Annotated in this window: 18 protein-coding genes; 8 read left to right on the top strand and 10 right to left on the bottom strand. The window is 63.3% G+C overall.

From position 1 onward, the window contains the following. Positions 1-4: 4 nt before the first annotated feature. The gene (locus V8352_RS00300; RefSeq protein ID WP_336422253.1) at positions 5-1,108 is read left to right on the top strand and encodes an ABC transporter permease; all 1,104 of its coding nucleotides are present in this window, start codon (positions 5-7) and stop codon (positions 1,106-1,108) included. A gap of 2 nt (positions 1,109-1,110) precedes the next feature. Continuing rightward, a complete protein-coding gene (locus V8352_RS00305; protein ID WP_336422254.1) occupies positions 1,111-2,808 on the top strand; it encodes an ABC transporter ATP-binding protein in 1,698 nt (565 codons plus the stop codon). 779 nt (positions 2,809-3,587) lie between these two features. On the opposite strand, the gene carB is transcribed toward V8352_RS00305, so the two are convergent. After that, positions 3,588-6,914, bottom strand: coding sequence for a carbamoyl-phosphate synthase large subunit (carB, locus tag V8352_RS00310; RefSeq protein WP_336422255.1), 3,327 nt, complete (start codon positions 6,912-6,914; stop codon positions 3,588-3,590). Positions 6,915-7,146: 232 nt separating this feature from the next. Here carB and V8352_RS00315 point away from each other — a divergent pair, with 232 nt between their 5' ends. Next, a complete protein-coding gene (locus tag V8352_RS00315) occupies positions 7,147-8,319 on the top strand; it encodes an aminodeoxychorismate synthase component I (RefSeq protein ID WP_336422256.1) in 1,173 nt (390 codons plus the stop codon). An 11-nt stretch (positions 8,320-8,330) separates the two neighbouring features. Here the strand turns inward: V8352_RS00315 and V8352_RS00320 are convergent, their stop codons facing one another. After that, entirely contained in the window at positions 8,331-9,536 is a 1,206-nt protein-coding gene (locus V8352_RS00320) for a cyclopropane-fatty-acyl-phospholipid synthase family protein (protein ID WP_336422257.1), read from the bottom strand. 326 nt (positions 9,537-9,862) lie between these two features. On the opposite strand from V8352_RS00320, the gene aspS reads away from it, so the two are divergent. Then, positions 9,863-11,641 carry an aspartate--tRNA ligase gene (gene aspS / locus V8352_RS00325; RefSeq protein ID WP_336422258.1) on the top strand — a complete coding sequence of 593 codons (1,779 nt, stop codon included), beginning with the start codon at positions 9,863-9,865 and terminating at the stop codon, positions 11,639-11,641. Between the two features lie 30 nt (positions 11,642-11,671). On the opposite strand, the gene V8352_RS00330 is transcribed toward aspS, so the two are convergent. From V8352_RS00330 to V8352_RS00340, 3 genes are all read right to left on the bottom strand, one after another. After that, positions 11,672-12,148, bottom strand: coding sequence for a hemerythrin domain-containing protein (locus V8352_RS00330; protein WP_336422259.1), 477 nt, complete (start codon positions 12,146-12,148; stop codon positions 11,672-11,674). A gap of 62 nt (positions 12,149-12,210) precedes the next feature. Next, the gene (locus tag V8352_RS00335; protein ID WP_336422260.1) at positions 12,211-12,930 is read right to left on the bottom strand and encodes a GNAT family N-acetyltransferase; all 720 of its coding nucleotides are present in this window, start codon (positions 12,928-12,930) and stop codon (positions 12,211-12,213) included. Positions 12,931-13,056: 126 nt separating this feature from the next. Continuing rightward, positions 13,057-13,773 carry a response regulator gene (locus tag V8352_RS00340; RefSeq protein ID WP_336422261.1) on the bottom strand — a complete coding sequence of 239 codons (717 nt, stop codon included), beginning with the start codon at positions 13,771-13,773 and terminating at the stop codon, positions 13,057-13,059. A 214-nt stretch (positions 13,774-13,987) separates the two neighbouring features. Here V8352_RS00340 and mce point away from each other — a divergent pair, with 214 nt between their 5' ends. Both mce and V8352_RS00350 read left to right on the top strand, forming a co-directional pair. Further along, positions 13,988-14,392 carry a methylmalonyl-CoA epimerase gene (mce, locus tag V8352_RS00345; protein WP_336422262.1) on the top strand — a complete coding sequence of 135 codons (405 nt, stop codon included), beginning with the start codon at positions 13,988-13,990 and terminating at the stop codon, positions 14,390-14,392. Beyond that, on the top strand, positions 14,392-14,691 hold the full coding sequence (locus tag V8352_RS00350) for a DUF1467 family protein (RefSeq protein ID WP_336422263.1): 300 nt from the start codon (positions 14,392-14,394) through the stop codon (positions 14,689-14,691). Before mce ends, V8352_RS00350 begins: the two co-directional genes overlap by 1 nt. Here the strand turns inward: V8352_RS00350 and V8352_RS00355 are convergent. From V8352_RS00355 to V8352_RS00365, 3 genes are all read right to left on the bottom strand, one after another. Next, the gene (locus V8352_RS00355) at positions 14,642-15,346 is read right to left on the bottom strand and encodes an EI24 domain-containing protein (protein WP_336422264.1); all 705 of its coding nucleotides are present in this window, start codon (positions 15,344-15,346) and stop codon (positions 14,642-14,644) included. The genes V8352_RS00350 and V8352_RS00355 overlap by 50 nt on opposite strands. Next, complete coding sequence (locus V8352_RS00360; protein WP_336422265.1) at positions 15,343-15,915, bottom strand: nitroreductase family protein; 573 nt, start codon at positions 15,913-15,915, stop codon at positions 15,343-15,345. Before V8352_RS00360 ends, V8352_RS00355 begins: the two co-directional genes overlap by 4 nt. Positions 15,916-16,010: 95 nt before the next feature. Further along, a complete protein-coding gene (locus V8352_RS00365) occupies positions 16,011-16,256 on the bottom strand; it encodes a hypothetical protein (protein ID WP_336422266.1) in 246 nt (81 codons plus the stop codon). A 138-nt stretch (positions 16,257-16,394) separates the two neighbouring features. Here V8352_RS00365 and V8352_RS00370 point away from each other — a divergent pair, with 138 nt between their 5' ends. Then, positions 16,395-17,111 (top strand): M48 family metallopeptidase, encoded by a 717-nt coding sequence (locus tag V8352_RS00370; RefSeq protein ID WP_336422267.1) that lies wholly within the window; start codon positions 16,395-16,397, stop codon positions 17,109-17,111. Positions 17,112-17,134: 23 nt separating this feature from the next. Continuing rightward, positions 17,135-17,491, top strand: coding sequence for a YigZ family protein (locus V8352_RS00375; RefSeq protein ID WP_336422268.1), 357 nt, complete (start codon positions 17,135-17,137; stop codon positions 17,489-17,491). Between the two features lie 110 nt (positions 17,492-17,601). Here V8352_RS00375 and trhA read toward each other — a convergent pair whose 3' ends face one another. Both trhA and rimO read right to left on the bottom strand, forming a co-directional pair. Then, a complete protein-coding gene (trhA, locus tag V8352_RS00380) occupies positions 17,602-18,240 on the bottom strand; it encodes a PAQR family membrane homeostasis protein TrhA (protein ID WP_336422269.1) in 639 nt (212 codons plus the stop codon). Positions 18,241-18,363: 123 nt separating this feature from the next. Next, a complete protein-coding gene (gene rimO / locus V8352_RS00385) occupies positions 18,364-19,740 on the bottom strand; it encodes a 30S ribosomal protein S12 methylthiotransferase RimO (RefSeq protein WP_336422270.1) in 1,377 nt (458 codons plus the stop codon). Positions 19,741-19,748: the final 8 nt, after the last annotated feature.

A 19,748-nucleotide genomic window follows, 5' to 3' on the forward strand; every position in this document is an offset into this window, starting at 1 on the left:
GACTATGGAAGCTATTGAAACCCTTATTTACTTTGGCATGTCGCCGAGTGTGTTCGCGGTCGTCTATTATGCGGTGCTGCTGATCGCATCCTGCGCCGCGACGATCTACAATCAGCGGGCGGCCTTCATGATGCTGTTCTCACTGCTGCTCTTGTCGATCATCGTCGGGATCGTCGGGGGCGCCACCTGGCTGGCGATGTTCGTGGTCATCGCGATCGTCATCGGCATGGCGGCCATGATGTCCTTCACGTTCCGCGAGTTCATGATCCTTCTGGTCAGCCGTGACATGGGCAAGGAGCTCCGCACAGCGCCGCTGACTGCTGCGTTCGGCATGTTCGTGATCTTCATCTATGTGATCGCGGGCATCTTTGCGCCGTGGATCGCGCCCTATGGTGAGGCCGAGGTCATCAGTTCGGCCTTTGCTCCGGCGGATCAAAACATGCTGCTGGGCGCCGATCAGCTGGGCCGTGACATGTTCAGCCGTCTGATCTACGGCACGCGCAACTCGGTCGGCCTTGCACTGACCGCAACGATCCTGGCCTTCATACTCGGGGCTACCTTGGGCCTCTTGGCGGCCACCAAGGGCGGTTGGTTCGATAACCTGATGGGCCGCATCGCGGATGTCATCATGTCGATCCCGTCGCTGATCTTTGCGCTGCTGATGCTGTCGATCTTTGGCCCGTCGATGCCGGTCATCATCATCGCCGTCGCCATCATCTACGCGCCGCGTGTCTTCCGTCTGACGCGGGCGGTTGCGGGTGATGTCGTGGTGATGGACTATATCGAGGCCGCAAAGCTGCGCGGCGAGGGGATGTTCTACCTCATCCGCCGCGAGATCCTGCCGAACTCCACCGCACCTTTGATCGCGGAATTCGGGTTGGAATTCTGCTTTGTGTTCCTGTTGGTGGCGGGCCTGTCGTTCCTCGGCCTCGGCATCCAGCCGCCCACGGCGGACTGGGGGTCGATGGTGCGCGAGAATGCGACGCTGATCTCGTTCGGTGAAATCACACCTCTTATCCCAGCCGCCGCCATCGCGCTCTTGACCGTCGGGGTCAACTTCGTGGTGGACTGGATGCTGCACCGGTCCTCCGGCCTGAAGGAGCAATGACTATGAACGACCAAAAGAAAAAAGACGTCCTGCTGAAGATCCGTAATCTCAAGATCCAAGGCTATACGGATGAAAGCTGGGTCGACATCATCAAGGGTGTCGATCTGACCCTCCATCGCGGCGAGGTCATGGGCCTCATCGGCGAGTCGGGCGCGGGCAAATCCACTATTGGTGCGGCCGCCATGGGGTATGCCCGTGATGGCACACGCATCACCGAGGACAGCTCGATCGAGTTCGACGGGATGGAGCTGACCACGGCCAGCGAGGGCGAGCGGCGCGCATTGCGCGGCGCCCGCATCGCCTATGTGGCCCAATCGGCGGCGGCGTCCTTCAACCCGGCGCACAAGATCATCGACCAGCACACCGAGGCACCGTTGCACTACCGCCTCAAGAAGCGGGTCGAGGCGCAGGAAGACGCGATGGAGCTGTATGAGAAGCTGCGTCTGCCCAACCCCGGCGAGATCGGTTTCCGGTATCCACACCAGGTATCGGGCGGCCAGTTGCAGCGCGCGATGACCGCGATGGCAATGTCGTGCCGGCCCGATCTCATCATCTTTGACGAGCCGACGACCGCGCTCGATGTGACCACGCAGATCGAGGTCCTGGCCGCGATCCGCGACATCGTGGACGAATACGACACGGCGGCGCTCTATATCACGCACGACCTCGCGGTCGTGGCGCAGATGGCCGACACGATCAAGGTGCTGCTCAAGGGCGAAGAGGTCGAGCAATCCTCGACCAAGGACATGCTGAGCAACCCCAAGGAGGATTACACCAAATCCCTCTGGGCGGTGCGCAGCTTCAAGAGCCCGCAGCGCAGCCGAGAGGGGCGCGATTGCCTCATCTCGGTCAAGAACGTGGATGCCTCCTATGGATCGGGGCCCAAGATCCTCGATGACGTGAGCTTTGATATCTACGAAGGCATGACCGTTGCCGTTGTGGGCGAGTCGGGGTCGGGCAAATCGACGACGGCGCGCGTCATCACCGGGCTCTTGCCGCCCGAAAAGGGCGAGGTGCTCTTCAGGGGTGAGGCATTTCCCGCCGGTTATCGGGATCGCAGCAAGGACCAGCTGCGCCAATGCCAGATGATCTACCAGATGGCGGATACGGCCCTGAATCCCAAGGTCAAGATCAGCGAAATCATCGGGCGCCCGGCAAAATTCTACTCTGGTCTGTCCGGCACGGCGCTCAAGAACCGCGTGGATGAGCTGCTGGATCTGATCGAGCTGGAGCCATCGCAATACTACAACCGCTATCCTCCCGAGCTTTCGGGCGGGCAGAAGCAGCGGATCGGCATTGCGCGGGCGCTGGCGGCCGAACCAAGCTTCATCATCTGCGACGAGGTGACATCGGCGCTGGACCAGCTTGTCGCCGAAGGGATCTTGCGTCTGCTGGACCGGCTACAGGACGAGTTGAATCTGGCCTATATGTTCATCACGCACGATCTGGCCACTGTGCGCTCGATCGCGGATGAGGTGGTCGTCATGCAGAACGGCCAGGTGGTCGAGCAGGGGCCGAAGGACAAGATGTTCACGCCGCCGCATCACCCCTATACCGACCTGCTGCTCAGCTCGGTGCCCGAGATGGACCCCGATTGGCTGACCGATTTGCTCGAAGAGCGCGGGGTGGAGAACCTTGGGGAGTCTGCGTCGAACAAGATCGACCCCGAAGACGAGAAGGTCGCAACAACCAAAGCCTGATGTTCGGGCCCGACATAAAAAAGCGGCGGATGGAAGGCCATCCGCCGCTTTAACATTGCTGACTTGTCATGTTGATCCTCAGAGCATTGCCATACCGGTCAGGACCATCGTGCCGAGAATGACGGCATAGACGATCAAAACGGCTGGGAAAGTGGCGCTATGCGCCCGGAGTTCACGGTTCAGTTGTTCTCTGGTCATGGTGCTATCGCCTTTATGGCAGACCGAGAGGCTCCGTTCCCCCCGGTCAGAAGTCGTAATTGGCGCATGGGGGTATCCCATCCGCCGCTGCATCTGCTGTAACTTTTCGAAGAGACCGGGCCGGTATTGTCCGGCCCGTGCCTGATGTCAGGTGATTGACATCGCCGAGAGGACCATGGTCCCAACGATCAGGCCATAGACGATAAGCACAGCAGGCCAGGTGGCACTATGCATGCGAAGTTCACGGTTCAGTTGATCCCGGGTCATGGGTGCCTCCTTCAAGTTTGCGCGTTCGTCTCCAGGGCGTCTTTCATTGCCCTGACCCGCATCTACTCATTTTCTGCGACTTTGCAATGTAGAATTCAATAAAATTACATGCATGGGGCGCATAGCCGGCGCGCTGGCGGCGCATAGGTCGCGCGCATGCCGGTAACTTATTGAAAATAAATAACTAAAATGGGGAGGCAGTCGGCGATATAGCGCGAAATAATATTTCGTATTTCGCGCTATATCGCGTTTGTCACAGTCCGTGATCGGGTCTGCCCCATCTTGCGGCGCATCGCTGCACAGACCCTTTGCCGTTAAGCTGCCTGTGGACCTTGCAGCGGCATGACGGTCAGATCGCCCTCGGACCGCGCCAGCATTGCCTGAGCGGCCGCGAGAGAGGCCGCAGCGGTCGTGAAGTAGGGGATCTTGTCGTAGAGCGCGACCGAGCGGATCTCGCGGCTGTCCTCGACGGAGAGGGCACCCTCGGTCGTGTTCATCACCACGGCGATATCGCCGTTCTTGAGCATGTCGACAATATTGGGGCGCCCCTCGTAGACCTTGTTGACCGTGCTGCATGCGATGCCTTGCTCTTTGAGGAAGGCCGCGGTGCCGCGCGTGGCGACGATGGTGAAGCCCATGCCCGTCATGATGCGCGCGGCCTCGGTGATCTGCGCGGTCTTGTCAGCCTCCTTGACAGAGAAGAAGACATTGCCTTCTGTCGGCAGCACAACGCCCGCGCCCATCTGCGCCTTGAGGAAGGCGCGGGCAAAGCTGACATCCCAGCCCATGACCTCGCCGGTCGAGCGCATTTCCGGCCCGAGGATCGTGTCGACACCGGGGAAGCGCGCGAAGGGCATGACCGCCTCCTTGACCGAGAACCAAGGCATCGCGTAATCGGCCAGCGTCATCTGATCGGCCATCGGCAGGCTGCCGGGAGTGGCGCCGCTGGGGTAGGGGCCGCGATGCGGGAAGTTGGATAGCGGCTCGCCCGCCATCAGCCGCGCGGCGATTGAGGCGATGGCCGAGTCGGTCGCCTTGGCCACGAACGGCACGGTGCGGCTGGCGCGGGGATTGACCTCGATCAGGTAGATGTCGCCATCCTTTACGGCGAATTGCACGTTCATCAGGCCGACCACCTTGAGCGCGCGGGCAAGGGCGATGGTCTGCCGCTCGATTTCCTGAATTGTCTCGGCGCCCAGCGTATAGGGCGGGATCGAGCAGGCGCTGTCGCCGGAATGCACGCCGGCCTCTTCGATATGCTGCATGATGCCCGCGACATGGACGTTCTCGCCGTCACAGAGCGCGTCGACATCGCATTCGATCGCCCCCGACAGGTAACTGTCCAAAAGGACGGGGCTCTTGCCTGAGACGACGACCGCCTCGGCGATGTAGCGCTCCAGATGGGGCATGTCGCGCACGATCTCCATCGCGCGACCGCCCAGGACGTAGGACGGGCGGATCACCAGCGGAAAGCCGATCTTGTCCGCGATCTCGAACGCCTGCGCGTCGGTCGAGGCGATGCCGTTACGCGGCTGCTTCAGGTCCAAGCGGTTGACCAGATCCTGAAACCGCTCGCGATCCTCGGCAAGGTCGATGGCGTCGGGCGAGGTGCCCAGGATCGGGATGCCTTCCGCCTCCAGCGCATTGGCCAGCTTGAGCGGCGTCTGCCCGCCGAACTGCACGATCACGCCGTGCAGCGTGCCGTTCTGCTGCTCGACCGACAGGATTTCCATCACATGCTCAAAGGTCAGCGGCTCGAAATAGAGGCGGTCGGAGGTGTCGTAATCGGTGCTGACCGTCTCGGGGTTGCAGTTGATCATGATGGTCTCATAACCGGCATCCGACAGCGCATAGCAGGCGTGGCAGCAGCAGTAGTCAAACTCGATACCTTGGCCGATCCGGTTGGGGCCGCCGCCCAGGATGACGACCTTCTTGGCATCTGACGGGCGCGCCTCGCATTCGACCTCGCCCATCATGGGCGCCTCGTAGGTGGAATACATGTAGGGCGTCTGCGCCTCGAATTCGGCCGCGCAGGTGTCGATCCGCTTGAAGACGGCGGTGACGCCCGCGCCGCGCCGGGCGGCGCGCACTTCGGCCTCGGACTGGCCGGTCAGCGTGGCAAGGCGCGCATCGGTGAAACCCATCATCTTAAGGTGGCGCAGGCCCGCCTCGCCGGTGGGCAGGCCAGTGCGGCGCACCTCCTCTTCGGCCTCGATAATTTCGCGGATGCGCGCGAGGAACCAGGGATCGAACATCGTGACCGCGTGGATGTCGTCGTCGCTCAGCCCGTGCCGCATGGCCTGCGCAATGACGCGGATGCGATCCGGCGTCTGCTTGGCCAGCGCGCGGGTGATGGCGGGAACTTCGGGCGCGCCGTCCGACCGAAGGTCGGCCAATCCCGGTATCTCGATTTCGTCAAAGCCGGTCAGGCCCGTCTCCATCGACGCCAGCGCCTTTTGCAGGCTTTCGTGGATGGTGCGGCCAATCGCCATCGCCTCGCCCACTGATTTCATCGCCGTGGTCAGATGCGGCTCGGAGCCTGCGAATTTCTCGAAGGCAAAGCGCGGGATCTTGGTGACCACATAGTCGATCGTCGGCTCGAAGCTGGCCGGCGTCACTTGGGTGATGTCATTGTCCAGCTCATCGAGCGTATAGCCCACAGCCAGCTTGGCCGCGATCTTGGCAATGGGAAAGCCCGTCGCCTTGGACGCCAGCGCAGAGGACCGCGACACGCGCGGGTTCATCTCGATCACCACCATGCGGCCATCGACCGGGTTGATCGCCCACTGCACGTTCGAGCCGCCCGTCTCGACACCGATCTCGCGCAGAACAGCGATGCTGTGATTGCGCATCACCTGATATTCCTTGTCGGTCAGGGTCAGGGCAGGAGCCACGGTGATGCTGTCGCCGGTATGCACGCCCATCGGATCGACGTTTTCGATGGCGCAGACGATAATCGCATTGTCGGCGCGGTCGCGCACGACCTCCATCTCGAACTCTTTCCAGCCCAGCAGCGACTCGTCGATCAGGATCTGGCCGACGGGCGAGGCATCGAGCCCGGTCTTGCAATAATGCTCGTAGTCGTCGCGGTTGTAGGCGACGCCGCCGCCGGTGCCGCCAAGGGTATAGGCGGGGCGGATGATCGCGGGCAAACCAACGTAGTCAATGGCATCCATGCATTCCTGCATGGTGTTGGCGATGGTCGCCTTGGGGTTTTCGATGCCCAGCCGGTCCATCGCCTCGCGGAAAAGCTTGCGGTCCTCGGCCATCTCGATGGCCTCGCGGTTGGCGCCGATCAGCTCGACCCCGAATTTCTCGAGCACGCCCATATCCGCGACCGCCAGCGCGGTGTTGAGGCCCGTCTGCCCGCCCATCGTGGGCAAAAGGGCGTCGGGGCGCTCTTTTTCGATGATCTTGGCAACGATTTCGGGTGTGATCGGCTCGATATAGGTGGCATCCGCCAGCCCCGGATCGGTCATGATCGTCGCGGGGTTCGAGTTGACGAGGATGACGCGATAGCCTTCCTCGCGCAGCGCCTTGCAGGCTTGCGCGCCGGAATAGTCGAATTCGCAGGCTTGCCCGATGATGATGGGGCCGGCCCCGATGATCATGATGGATTTGATATCGTCGCGCTTTGGCATGGCGGTCCCCGTTTGGAAGCTGTGATCGCGCGGGGCCCGCCGGGTGCATCAGCTCAGGGTACGAGTCGCGGTGCGAGCGGCGGGCGCGCAAATTGTTGGCGTTATATCCATGCATCGCCCCGGCGCAAGGGGATTGGGCCGGCGCAGAGGGACGCTATCGCCGATTACCCCTGTTTTTCGGTGCGCCGCCACTCTAGGTAGCGCGGCAGGGCGCAGCGCAGTGGAGGTGCCGGTGGAAATTCGCTTTGACAATGGCCCCCTCGGGGCAGGCGCCAGCCGCTTTGCAGCCCCGCGCGGGATGATCACGGCGCAGGAGCCGCACGAGGTGCCGGGCGCGCTCGCCGCGCTGGATGCCGCGCGCAAGGGCGGCGCCTGGCTTGCCGGTTATGCGAGTTACGAGCTGGGCTATGCACTCGAGCCGCGGCTGGCGCCCCTTATGCCTTCGGCGCGGCGGCTGCCGCTGATCTGCTTTGGCGTTTATGACGCGCCCGAGCTGGCGCCCGAATTGGCGCTCGAGCCTTGCGCCAATGCAGCGAGCCTGTCGGATCTGACCCCCGCATGGGACGCCGCGCGCTATGGCGCGGCGTTTCAAACGGTGCATGACTTTATTGGGGCGGGCGATATCTATCAGGCCAACCTCACCTTTCCGCTGGCAGCCAAGGCGACCGGCACGCCTGCAGCGCTCTATGGCGCGCTCGCCGCCGTGCAGCCGGTGCGCTTTGGCGCGCTGGTGACCCAAGAGAGCGGGCCCGCGATCCTGTCGCGCTCGCCCGAGCTTTTCTTTCGCACGGATGCGCAGGGGCGCATCGAGACGCGCCCGATGAAGGGCACGCAGCCGCGCAGCCTGGACGCGGCCGAGGACGCGCGGCGCCGCCTGTTTCTGGCGGCCGATGACAAGAACCGCGCCGAGAACCTCATGATCGTCGATCTCTTGCGCAACGATATCAGCCGGATCTGCGCCCCCGGCAGCGTCACGGTGCCCGAGCTTTTCACCGTCGAAAGCTATAGCACCGTCCACCAGATGACCTCGCTCATCGCGGGCCAGATGCAGGCGGGCACCGGGCTGGCCGAAATCTTTGCTGCGCTGTTCCCATGCGGGTCCATCACGGGTGCGCCCAAGCTGCGCGCGATGCAGATCCTTGCCGCGCTCGAAGAGGCCCCGCGCGAGATTTACTGCGGCACCATTGGCTGGGCCGCGCCGGACGGGCGTGCCGAGTTCAACGTCGCGATCCGGACCCTGATGGTCGAGGCGGGCCGCGTCGTCATGAATGTGGGCGGGGGCGTCGTCCATGACAGCACCGCGGAGGCCGAATACGAAGAGGCGCTTTGGAAGACGCGGTTTGCGCGCATCCAGCCAAGCATCCAGACTGGTAACCACGGTGGCAACCAGACTGGCAGCCGGTAAACGCCTTCGGGTCAGTTCCTTCCGTAGAGGTAATCGCGCGTCAGCGGCACGGCATCCTGCGAGCGGGCCAGCTGCATCTGGAATACGACCTGCCGGTCGAGCCGAAAGGTCAGCTCGGACGCCTTGAGGTAATAGCGCCACATGCGGCAGAACTGCTCGTCATAGAGCGCACGGGCCTCAGCGAGGTTTTCCATGAAGCGATCATACCAATGGCGCAACGTCTCGGCGTAGTGCAGACGCCAGACCTCGACATCCGTGGCGATCAGGCCCGCGTCCTCGACCGCGCGCGACATCTCGGAGAGGGCAGGGACGTAGCCGCCCGGAAAGATGTACTTGTCGATCCATGGGTTTGTCGTGCCCGGCGGCTTGGCCCGTCCGATCGTATGGACCAGCGCCGCGCCATCCTCTTTCAGCAGGCGGCGGATCTTGTCGAAATACTCCTCGTAATGCGGCACGCCCACATGCTCGAACATGCCGACCGAGACGATGCGATCAAACTGGCCATCGACGCTTCGGTAATCCATCAGGCGGAAATCCACGCGATCTTCCAGCCCTGCCTCCCGCGCACGGTGGCGCGCCATGCGGTGTTGCTCCTCGCTCAGGGTGACGCCAACAACCTGGGCACCGTAGTCGCGCGCAAGGGTCAGGCCCATCCCGCCCCACCCGCAACCGATATCCAGCACCCGCATCCCCGGCTCCAGTAGCAGCTTGCGGGCGATATGCGCCTTCTTGGCGGCCTGCGCCTCTTCGAGGGTCATGTCGGGACGCTGGAAATAGGCGCAGGAATACTGGCGATCCGGCTCTAGAAAGAGATCATAGAGCGCGCCCGAGAGGTCGTAGTGATGCGCGACATTGTCCCGCGCGCGCGTCGCCGGATTGAACTGCGCCGCGCGCCGCCGCAGGTAGCGCAGCACATGCATGGGCCGCTTTGTCCAGTTTTTGCCCTGCGCCGCCACATTGGCGATGCAAAGCCGCAGGAACCCTTCCAGATCGTCCTGCTCGATGGTGAGCCGGCCATCGGAATAGGCTTCGCCCACGGCCATCTCGGGCGACAGGACGAGGTGCCGAACGAGCGCGAAATCCTTCAGCGCAACCGAGATGTCGGGGCCGGGCGCATCGCCGCGATAAACGTGGACCCGGCCCGAGGGGTAGGTCACGCTGAGGTGGCCCTGCCGAACGAAGCCTTTCAGGAAACGATCAAGCGCACTGCTCCACATTCGTGTCTCCTTGCCTTTGTTGCGCCACCCTGACGAGACGGCGCTGTGTGCGGCGCGCGGTGAGCATCCTGCTGGCGCCTTTGCTCCGCGCCGCCGGTCACTCAAGATTACCTAGCGTCATCCGATGATTGCGCGATCTGCGACACTTGTAAATGGCGCTCGTGATGCCGGCGCACCCGGACCGCACTGGCGCCCGCACCGGGCCCTTGGTGCCCCGCGCCCCTTGACTTTGCCGCCCCAGCCATGTGTATCGGCGCGAGCGCCAGACCAGCCGCCAAAATCGCCCGCCGCGCCGCGCGCGGTGGCCGCCAAAGAGGATAATCCGCATGCACGCCTATCGCAGCCATACCTGCGCCGACCTGACCAAATCGAACGTGGGCGACACAGTGCGCCTTTCGGGCTGGGTCCACCGCATCCGCGATCACGGCGGCGTCCTCTTTGTCGACCTGCGCGACCACTACGGCATGACGCAGCTGATCTGCGATCCTGACAGCGCCGCCTTTGCCGCCGTGGACGCGGTGCGCAGCGAGTGGTGCGTCCGCATCGACGGCGAGGTCAAAGCGCGCGACGAGGCGCTGGTGAACCCCAAGCTGCCGACTGGCGAGATCGAAGTCTTTATTCGCGACATCGAGGTGCTGGGCAGCGCCAAGGAACTGCCGCTGATGGTGTTCGGCGATCAGGAGTATCCCGAGGAGACGCGCCTCAAGCACCGTTATCTGGACCTGCGCCGCGAGGCGATGCAGCGCAACATGACCTTGCGCAGCGATGTCGTCGCCTCCATGCGCCGCCGGATGTGGGACCAGAAATTCCGCGAGTATCAAACGCCGATCATCACCGCCTCCTCGCCCGAGGGCGCGCGGGACTTTCTGGTGCCCAGCCGTCTGCATCCCGGCAAATTCTATGCGCTGCCGCAGGCGCCGCAGCTTTTCAAGCAGCTGATCATGGTCTCGGGCTTTGACAAGTATTTCCAGATCGCGCCGTGCTTTCGCGACGAGGATCCGCGCGCCGACCGCTCGCCCACTGATTTCTATCAGCTCGACCTCGAGATGAGCTTTGTCGAGCAGCAGGACGTGTTTGACACGATCCAGCCGGTCATTCAGGGCATTTTCGATGAATTCGGTGGCGGCCGCACCGTCGACGATGTCTGGCCCCAGATCAGCTATGCCGACGCGGCGCTCTGGTATGGCACCGACAAGCCCGACCTGCGCAACCCGATCAAGATGCAGATCGTGAGCGAGCATTTCAAAGGCTCCGGCTTTGCCATCTTTGCCAAGCTGCTGGAGCAGGACGGCACCGAAGTGCGCGCCATCCCCGCGCCCGGTGGCGGCAGCCGCAAGTTCTGCGACCGCATGAATGCCTTTGCCCAGAAAGAGGGCCTGCCGGGGATGGGCTATATCTTCTGGCGCGATGGCGATGACGGGATGGAGGCGGCTGGCCCGCTGGCCAAGAACATCGGCCCCGAGCGCACCGAGGCGATCCGCCAGCAGCTGGGTCTGGGCAAGGGCGACGCGGCCTTCTTCCTCGGTGGCAAACCCGCCAGCTTCGAGCGTGTCGCGGGCCGCGCGCGGGTCGAGATCGGCAATGAGTTGAAGCTGACGGACCAAAACCGCTTCGCCTTTGCGTGGATCGTCGACTTTCCGATGTATGAGGCCGACGAGGAGACGGGCAAGATCGACTTCTCGCACAACCCGTTCTCGATGCCGCAGGGCGGGCTGGATGCGCTGCAAGGCGATCCGCTGAAGGTCCTGGGCTATCAATATGATCTGGCCTGCAACGGGTATGAGCTGGTGTCGGGCGCGATCCGGAACCACCGCCTCGATGTCATGATCGCGGCGTTCGAGAAGGCGGGCTATGACGAGGCCGAGGTTCACAGCCGCTTTGGTGGGCTGGTACAGGCGTTTCAATATGGGGCGCCGCCGCACGGGGGCTGCGCGGCGGGCATTGACCGTATCGTGATGCTGCTGGCCGATGAGGCGAACATCCGCGAAGTCATCATGTTCCCGATGAACCAGCGCGCCGAGGATCTGATGATGAACGCCCCCAGCGCGCCGACCTCCGATCAGCTGATGGAACTGGGCCTGCGCGTCGTCCCGCAGGACAAGTAACAACAAGACAAGTCACACCAGGGCGCGGGGTCAGTCTTCCAGACTGTCCTCGCGCTTTTTCTCGATCAGCTTGCGCTCCTCGTTCTTGCGCTTGGCAAACCGCTCGCCATAGCCTTCGATCTCGGTCTGCGGGACAACCTCGCGCGCGCGGGCAAAGACCTCCTCCTCTTCCTCGTCGATGTGATGCTCGTAATCGTGGCGCAGGGTCTTGAACTTTTGCAGCCACGCGCCCTCGGCCATGTCCATTTCGCGCAGCTCTTCCATCAGGTCGTCGATCTGCTGATGCTCGTGCACCGAATGACGAGCTGCGTCCTGCCCCCAGGTCTTGGAAATCAGCTTGGAATAGAATGTCTCTTCCTCGGCGGCGCCGTGGCTTTTGACGTCAGAGTAGAATTCCTCCCACGCCGTCTTGCGCGCGCTCGACGCGCCTGACGTATCGGCGATTCGCTCCAGAAGCGCGCGGTGGTGGTCGTGGTCGGCCTTGATGGCGGAATAGATGTCGGTCATGGCTGCGTTCCTTGTATACGTGGCCGTTCAGGAACGCCGCAGGCTGTGCCGGGTTCCGGGGACTAGTGCTTTTGCGCCGGATCGCTGGCCACCCGCACCAGCCGCGTCAGATCGCTGAGCGACGAGCGCTGCACTCCGGCGGAATCGAAATTCGACGGATCGAGCCAGAGCCGAAACGCCTCGTCCAGTGCAGGCCACTCGGCGTCGATGGCGGCAAACCATGCGGTGTCGCGGTTGCGCCCCTTGACCACCGTCGCCTGCCGGAAAATCCCCTCATAGCTGAGGCCCAGCCGCTGCGCCGCGCGGCGCGACGGCATGTTGAGCGCATCGCATTTCCACTCATAGCGCCGATAGCCCGCCCGGAACGCCCAATCCATCATCAGATACATGGCCTCGGTGGCGGCGATCGTGCGCTGCAGTTGCGGTGCCATGGCGATATAGCCGACCTCGATGGAGCCTGCTTCGGGCTTGATCCTGAGGTATGATGCGATGCCGCCGTAGGCATCGCGCGCAAGATCGTAGATGGCGAAAAAGACATAATCGGGCGAGGCCGTGATATCGCGCACCCAGCGGTGAAACTGCGCCGAGGAGGCGAACGGCCCGGCAGGCATGTAATCCCAGACGCTGTCATGGCCGTCATAGGCGCGAAAGAGCAGCGCCGCATGCGCCTCGGCATCCAGTGGCTCTAGCCGGACATTGGGGCCGGCAAGAGTCAGGCCCTCGGGCCGAGGCGGGGGTGTCCAGCCTTCGATGATGGGGCCGCGCGGGCGTGCATCGCTCATAATCGGTTCGCTCCTTTGACGCGGGCGATCATAGGGGCATGGGCGCGCAAGGAAAGCGGGTATCAACGGCCGAGCATCACCAACCTTTGCGGACCTGCATGAGACTGCTTGGCTCTGGTCGCGGCGCTACATCGCCGCTCGGGCGCTCAGCCTCTCCTGAACCAGACCCGCGACTTGCGCGACACGAGAATTCAGCGCCGCCCCGCCGCGCCGCTGCGCGCCCAGGGCATCGGCCGCCTGTGCCAGTTGCCGGTCATCGGCAGAGCGTGCGACACCGCCCAGAAACTGTGCGACATAGTCCAGAATCGGACCTTCGGAATGTTCGTCCAGAAGGTTGGACACATGAATCATATCGTCGCGATAGGCCAGCGGATCGGGAAACACTTCGTCGTTGCGCAGGATACGCGGGCCTTTTGGCTGGCGGTCCTGGGGCAGCGTGGCGAGCATGGTCTGCTGGAACACGCCGAGGTTGGTCACAGGCTTGGCAAGGAAGCCGTCCGCACCGGCCGCCAGGGCGGCATCCTCGGCGCCCTCGCTGCCGCTCGATCCAAGGATCGAGGTCACGCGTGGCTGGCCCTCCGACAGCTCCTTGATCAGGGCAAGACCCGATCCATCCGGCAAGCCGTGATCGATGATGACCGCCGATGGGCGGTAGACCTGCAAGTGGCGCCGCGCCGAGCGCAGGCAATCGGCCCGGCGGATGCGGGCGCCCGAATGCAGGCACATCAGGCGCATCGCGTCACAGGCATAAAGGCTGTCTTCGACCACGAGGATCGTCATGCCCAGCAATGGGCGCGCAGGAGTGGGGCAAGGGATCGGGGTCAGTCCGGGCAGATCGTCCATGTTTTCATCCTTCGGTTGGCAGCATCCATGGCACAAGCGTTACGCAGACTTGGCTAACGCGGGGTTAATGGCCGTCGCAAAAAATTCACCCTCGCGCGCAGCGCGCCGGCCGCCCTGACAGACCCCGTGCGACGCCGCGTCGCTTGCCCTCGCGGCGCGCACGTTCCATATAACGCGACAGGGCGTAGTAACGCCGCGCAGCAAAGGACCAGACATGATCGGACGTCTCAATCACGTTGCCATTGCGGTGCCAGACCTCGATGCGGCGATCGCACAGTATTCCGGCGCTTTGGGCGCTGACGTGGGTGCGCCCCAAGACGAGCCGGATCATGGCGTCACGGTCGTTTTCATCGCTTTGCCAAACACCAAGATCGAGCTGCTCTACCCGCTGGGGGATGCCAGCCCGATTCGCGGCTTTCTCGACAAGAACCCGGCAGGCGGCATCCATCATGTGTGCTATGAGGTCGAGGATATCACTGCTGCGGCCGAGCGCCTGACGGCATCGGGCGCGCGGGTGCTGGGCGATGGCACCCCCAAGATCGGCGCCCATGGCAAGCCGGTCCTTTTCCTGCATCCAAAGGATTTCAATGGATGCCTCATCGAGTTGGAGGAAGTCTGATGGGTCCCGTCTCCGGCCTGGTTCTCTATGCGGTCATCTGGTTCATGACCTTCTTCGTCGCCATCCCGATCCGCCTTCAAACCCAAGGTGAGGCGGGCAATACCGTGCCGGGCACGCATCACGGCTCGCCCGAGCGGCATGATCTCAAGAAAAAGGCATGGATCACCACGGGCGTTGCCTTTGTGATCTGGGCGATTGTGGCTTGGGTCGTGCTTGGCGGTATCGTCACGATGGATGATATCGACCTGTTCAACCGCTTCGGCCCGGGTCCTGTCGAAGGGCGTGGACTAGGTGGGTAAAGGTCGCCGCACCCAATATGGGAATGATCAGGTTGATCAGCGGAACAGATAGGGGAATCGCCATCAGGACGCCCGCGCCCCAGACTTTGAGCCAGTGCCGTTTGCGCAACTCCTGCGCGCCCGCGCGGCCCAGCCGGCGCATCGCGGCCAGCTGGAAGTATTCGCGCCCCAAAAGGTACCCGTTGAGGCCCCAGAAGATCGCGAAGGCCCCGAACGGCAGCGCGACGTAGAGGATCAGCGCCAGGAGGTTCGCGCCGATCAGCACCCCCAGAAACCCGACCGTGTCGCGGATCGCATCGCTCCACGGCATGGGCGGGACATCGGGAAGCGCCGGATAGTGCCGCGCCTCGACCGCCGCCGCCACATCGTCCAGAAAGAGCGAGGTGATGGCGGAGGCCACCGGCACCATGAGGAAGATGGACATGATCATCATGGCAAGGAGGCTGGTCCATCCCAGAAGGTCATCCAGCCAGCGCACTTCACCCACCAGCGGCAGCGTCACCGCATCGCCCGTCAGCCATGAAATCCCGATCAGAACCAGCGCATAGACAGCAAAGAGCAGCGCCAGCGTCAGAGCAATCCCGAGGATCAGCACCCGGCGAAAGCGCGGATCACCCATCTGGCCGAGCGCCTTGGCAAAGGAGGCGAAGATCATTCGCTGACCCACGTGGTGATGGCGCCAATATCGGGGCGGGGCCGCTCGGGCGGGGCGCTGGTTTCGGTGCCGATATGGATGAGGCCCGCGATCCGTTCGTGCGAGCCAAGGCCCATGACGCCCTCGGCAAAGCCGCGATCATGGCTGGCCCAACCAGTGAGCCAGTTGGCCCCCCACCCGGCGGCCAGCGCGGCGTTCAGCAGCGCAAGACATACAGCGCCTGCGGAATATGTCTGTTCGATGGGCGGTATCTTGGGCGAGGGCTGCTGCACTTCGATCACCGCGACGGCCAGATGCGCCTCCCCGTATTGCGCCTGTGCCTTCAGGACCGCTTCTGCGTCGGGGGCGCCGGGCAGGGCGGGGATCATCGCCGAGATCCGCAGCAGCGCAGCACGTTCGAGCACCACAAAGCGCCACGGCTCCAGCTTGCCGTGGTCGGGCGTTCGCGCGGCCATCTCAAGCAGCGGCATCAGCGCCGCGCGATCCGGCACGGGCAATCCCAGCGTCTTGGCAGGGCGTGAGCGGCGCGTGGCCAGAAAATCCAGCACATCTGGGCGGGGGGTCGGCATGGTCAGGCTCCAGCTCTTGGGGTCACGCCCCTATGTCGGGCGGGGCGCGCGCGGGGTCAAGGGGCTGCCGCCCCCGGTAACAGCCCGCAGAGCGACTACTTTTGACCGATCAGAGTGGCGCTTGTGTAAACACCCTCGGGCAGGTTCAGCGCCGCGCCCAGATCGCGCAGTTGCGCCATCGACAGGGTGACAGTGCGCATCTCGCCCTGTCGCGCGTCGAACTGGCGGATCGCAATGCATTCCTCAAATGCCTCGATCACCACATCCTCCTGAAGCGGCGCGGGGCCCTCATCGACGAGGGTCACGACAGTGGCGTCGAAATCATGCTCGATCGAAAACATGGCATGGCTCCTGATTGGAATTTTCATCGGTCAACGTGACGGCATCGGCGGCGCGTTGCAAGGGCCGTGCAATCGCTCTGGTCCTTGGGGGCGGCCACCGGTAGGATGGCTGAAATGTCGATTGTCCGGAGGATTTCCATGCGAAAGCTCACCCTGCTCTGCGTGCTGGCGCTGGCCGCTTGCGATGCGCCGCCACCTTCCACTGGCGGGCCCTCGGGCCAGCCTTCTGCGCAGGTACAGCAGCAAAGGGCGCCTTCGACACCCAGCTCCGCTTCGATAGCTCAGTTCAAGGCCGTCGTCGCCTCGGTCGAGCCTGTGGCAGAGCGGGAGTGCGAAGCGCGAACGCGGAATATCAACTGTGATTTTCGTATTGTCGTCGATGACCGTCCCGGCCAGCCCGCCAACGCCTTTCAGACCGTGGACAGACAGGGCCGGCCCATTCTGGCCTTCAACCTCGCGCTGATTGCCGAGGTGCGCAACCGCGACGAGTTGGCGTTCGTGATGGGCCATGAGGCGGCGCATCACATTGCCGGGCATCTGGACCGCCAGCGCAACAATGCCATGGCAGGTGCAATCCTGCTGGGGGGCCTTGCGGCCATCACCGGCGCGGGCGAGGGTGCGGTTCAAAGTGCGACCGATATCGGCGCTGGCCTCGGCGCGCGGAGCTACTCCAAGGATTACGAGCTGGAGGCCGACGCGCTGGGCACGATCATTACCAAGCGCGCGGGATACAATCCGGTGCGCGGTGCCGAGTTCTTTACCCAGATCGCCGATCCGGGTGATCGCTTTCTCGGCACCCATCCGCCCAATGCCCAGCGCATGGAGACGGTGAGACGTGTGAACGCCGGGCTGTAGCCGGAAAAATGAGCGTTCGGCGGATGTGGCAAATGACCGGCGTGGTCAGTGACCGGGGATCGAAATACGCGGTCTCCGGCGGCCCCGCCGGATCCCGAGAAGATGCCGATGCGTTTCTCAAGGATCTGAAACGAGACAAGAAATTCGCCAAGGCGACCCATAATACATGGGCCGTCCTTCTGCCGGATGGCACCCCCCTCAAGGGCGATGATGGCGAAGCGGGGGCGGGTATGGTGATCGTGCGGATGCTCGAGCGCGAGGCGCTGCATGGCTACATCATCGTCGTGACGCGTTGGTATGGTGGTAAGCATCTGGGCGGCGACCGCTTTCGCCATGTGCAAACCTGCGTCGAGGAATGGCTGGCGACCTACGCGCGCTAAAGCGTTTCGCCCTTACCCTGAGATATCAGCGAAAGGCGAAACGCGTGCAACGCCTATATGCGGCTCTGCGTTTCGCAAAACGCCGTGATGCACGGTTTTCGCGAAACGCTTTAGATCATCTGTAGCGCAGCTGCGATGGCGGCAAAAAAACAGCCCGAGGCGACCATCACGAATCCGTGCCATATCGCAGTGGAAAAGCGCAGCTTTTCCCACGCGTAGAACAAGATTCCAGCAGTATAAAGCAGACCGCCCGCAAGGATCAGGCCCAGGCTGAGGCTCGGCAATCGCGGGATCAGCGGTATGAAAAGCGCGAGCCCAAGCCATCCGAGCACCAGATAGGGCCAAAAGCCCGTGTGCATTTTCCCCCTACCAGTCATCAGCTTGGCACCCGCGCCGATCAGGGCCAGCGTCCAGACCGCCAACAGGGTGACATACCCGAAGGCGGTGCCCAGCAGCGCCGCCAGAGGCGTGAATGTGCCGGCGATCTTGACGTAGATCGCGGCGTGATCCACCCGGCGCAAGACTGGCCTGAGGCCCGTATCGGCGAGGATGTGATACGCGCCTGATGCGCCCAACATGATCAGAAGTGCGGCTGAATAGACCACGAGGGACACCCATAGCCCTGCAGTCGTATCGCCCGGCAAGCCCGCAAAGAGCCACATCACCGCTGCGATGGCCAGCGCAAGGCCGATGACATGCACCGCGCCATCGGCCAGCCGCTCGTTACGGGAATAGGGAGGGTAGGACATTGCGATCATAGCTTTCAGGGTAGCGGTCGACCATTGATGAAAGGTCAACGCGAGCCGGGAAATTCGCCTTTTGGAAGAAGGATACCCTTAAATTGACCCCGAAACCCCGATTTTCAAGCCGGCTCAGCGGATCAGCGCGCCCCAGAGATCGTATTCGCCTGCCTCATCGACCTCGACACGCACGATTTCGCCAACGCTCAGTCCCTCGGTGCCCTCATCGATGAAAAGGTTGCCGTCGATCTCTGGCGCATCGGCCTTGGTGCGGCAGGTCGCGATTCCGTCTTCGTCGATGTCGTCGATCAGCACGTCTTGCACCGACCCAACCTTGGCCGCCAGCTTGTTCACGGAAATCGCCTGCGCCTTTTCCATGAAACGATCCCAGCGATCTTGCTTGACCTCGTCCGGCACATGATCCGGCAGATCGTTGGATCGCGCGCCGGCGACGTTTTCATACTGGAAACACCCGACGCGATCGAGCTGCGCTTCGTCCAGCCAGTCAAGAAGGGTCTGGAACTCGGCCTCCGTCTCGCCCGGATAGCCAACGATGAACGTGCTGCGCAGCGTGATATCGGGGCAATCGGCGCGCCATGCGGCGATTTCGTCCAGTGTCCTGGCGGCGGCGGCGGGACGGGCCATCCGGCGCAGCACATCGGGATGAGCATGCTGAAACGGAATATCTAGATAGGGCAAGACCAGCCCCTCGGCCATCAGCGGGATGAGCTGGCGCACATGCGGGTAGGGATAGACGTAGTGCAGGCGCACCCAAGCGCCCAGATGGCCCAGATCGCGCGCCAGATCGGTGATATGCGCCCGGTGGTCGCGCTCGGTAGCGTGTTTAATATCGACGCCATAGGCCGAGGTATCCTGACTGATGACGAGGAGCTCGCGCACGCCATTTTCGACCAGCTTTTCAGCCTCGCGCAGCACCGCATGCGCTGGCCGCGAGGCAAGGCGACCGCGCATGTCGGGGATAATGCAGAACTTGCACTTGTGGTTGCAACCCTCTGAAATCTTGAGATAAGAGTAGTGCCTAGGCGTCAGGCTGACCCCGGATGCGGGCAAGAGGTCGATGTAGGGATCGGGCCGGGGCGGCACGGCGGCATGCACCGCGTCCAATACCTGCTCGTACTGGTGCGGGCCCGTCACGGCCATGACGCTGGGATGCGCGCCGGTGATGTACTCGGGCTCTGCCCCCAGACAGCCGGTGACGATCACGCGGCCGTTCTCGGCCAGCGCCTCGCCAATGGCGGCCAGGCTCTCGGCCTTGGCGCTGTCGAGAAAGCCGCAGGTGTTCACGATGACCGCATCCGCGCCGGTGTAATCGGGCGAGATGCCATACCCTTCGGCACGCAGGCGCGTCAGGATGCGTTCGCTGTCCACCAGCGCCTTGGGACAGCCCAGCGAGACCATGCCGATATGGGGCTGCCCGTCCCGCCGGGGGGCAGGGGTCAGGCGCGCGCGGGCAAGGTCAGGGCGAAGATCGGGAGGATTGCTGCTCATCGGCGCGG

The sequence above is a fragment of the Roseovarius sp. D0-M9 genome (assembly GCF_037083805.1).
Lineage (GTDB): Bacteria > Pseudomonadota > Alphaproteobacteria > Rhodobacterales > Rhodobacteraceae > Roseovarius.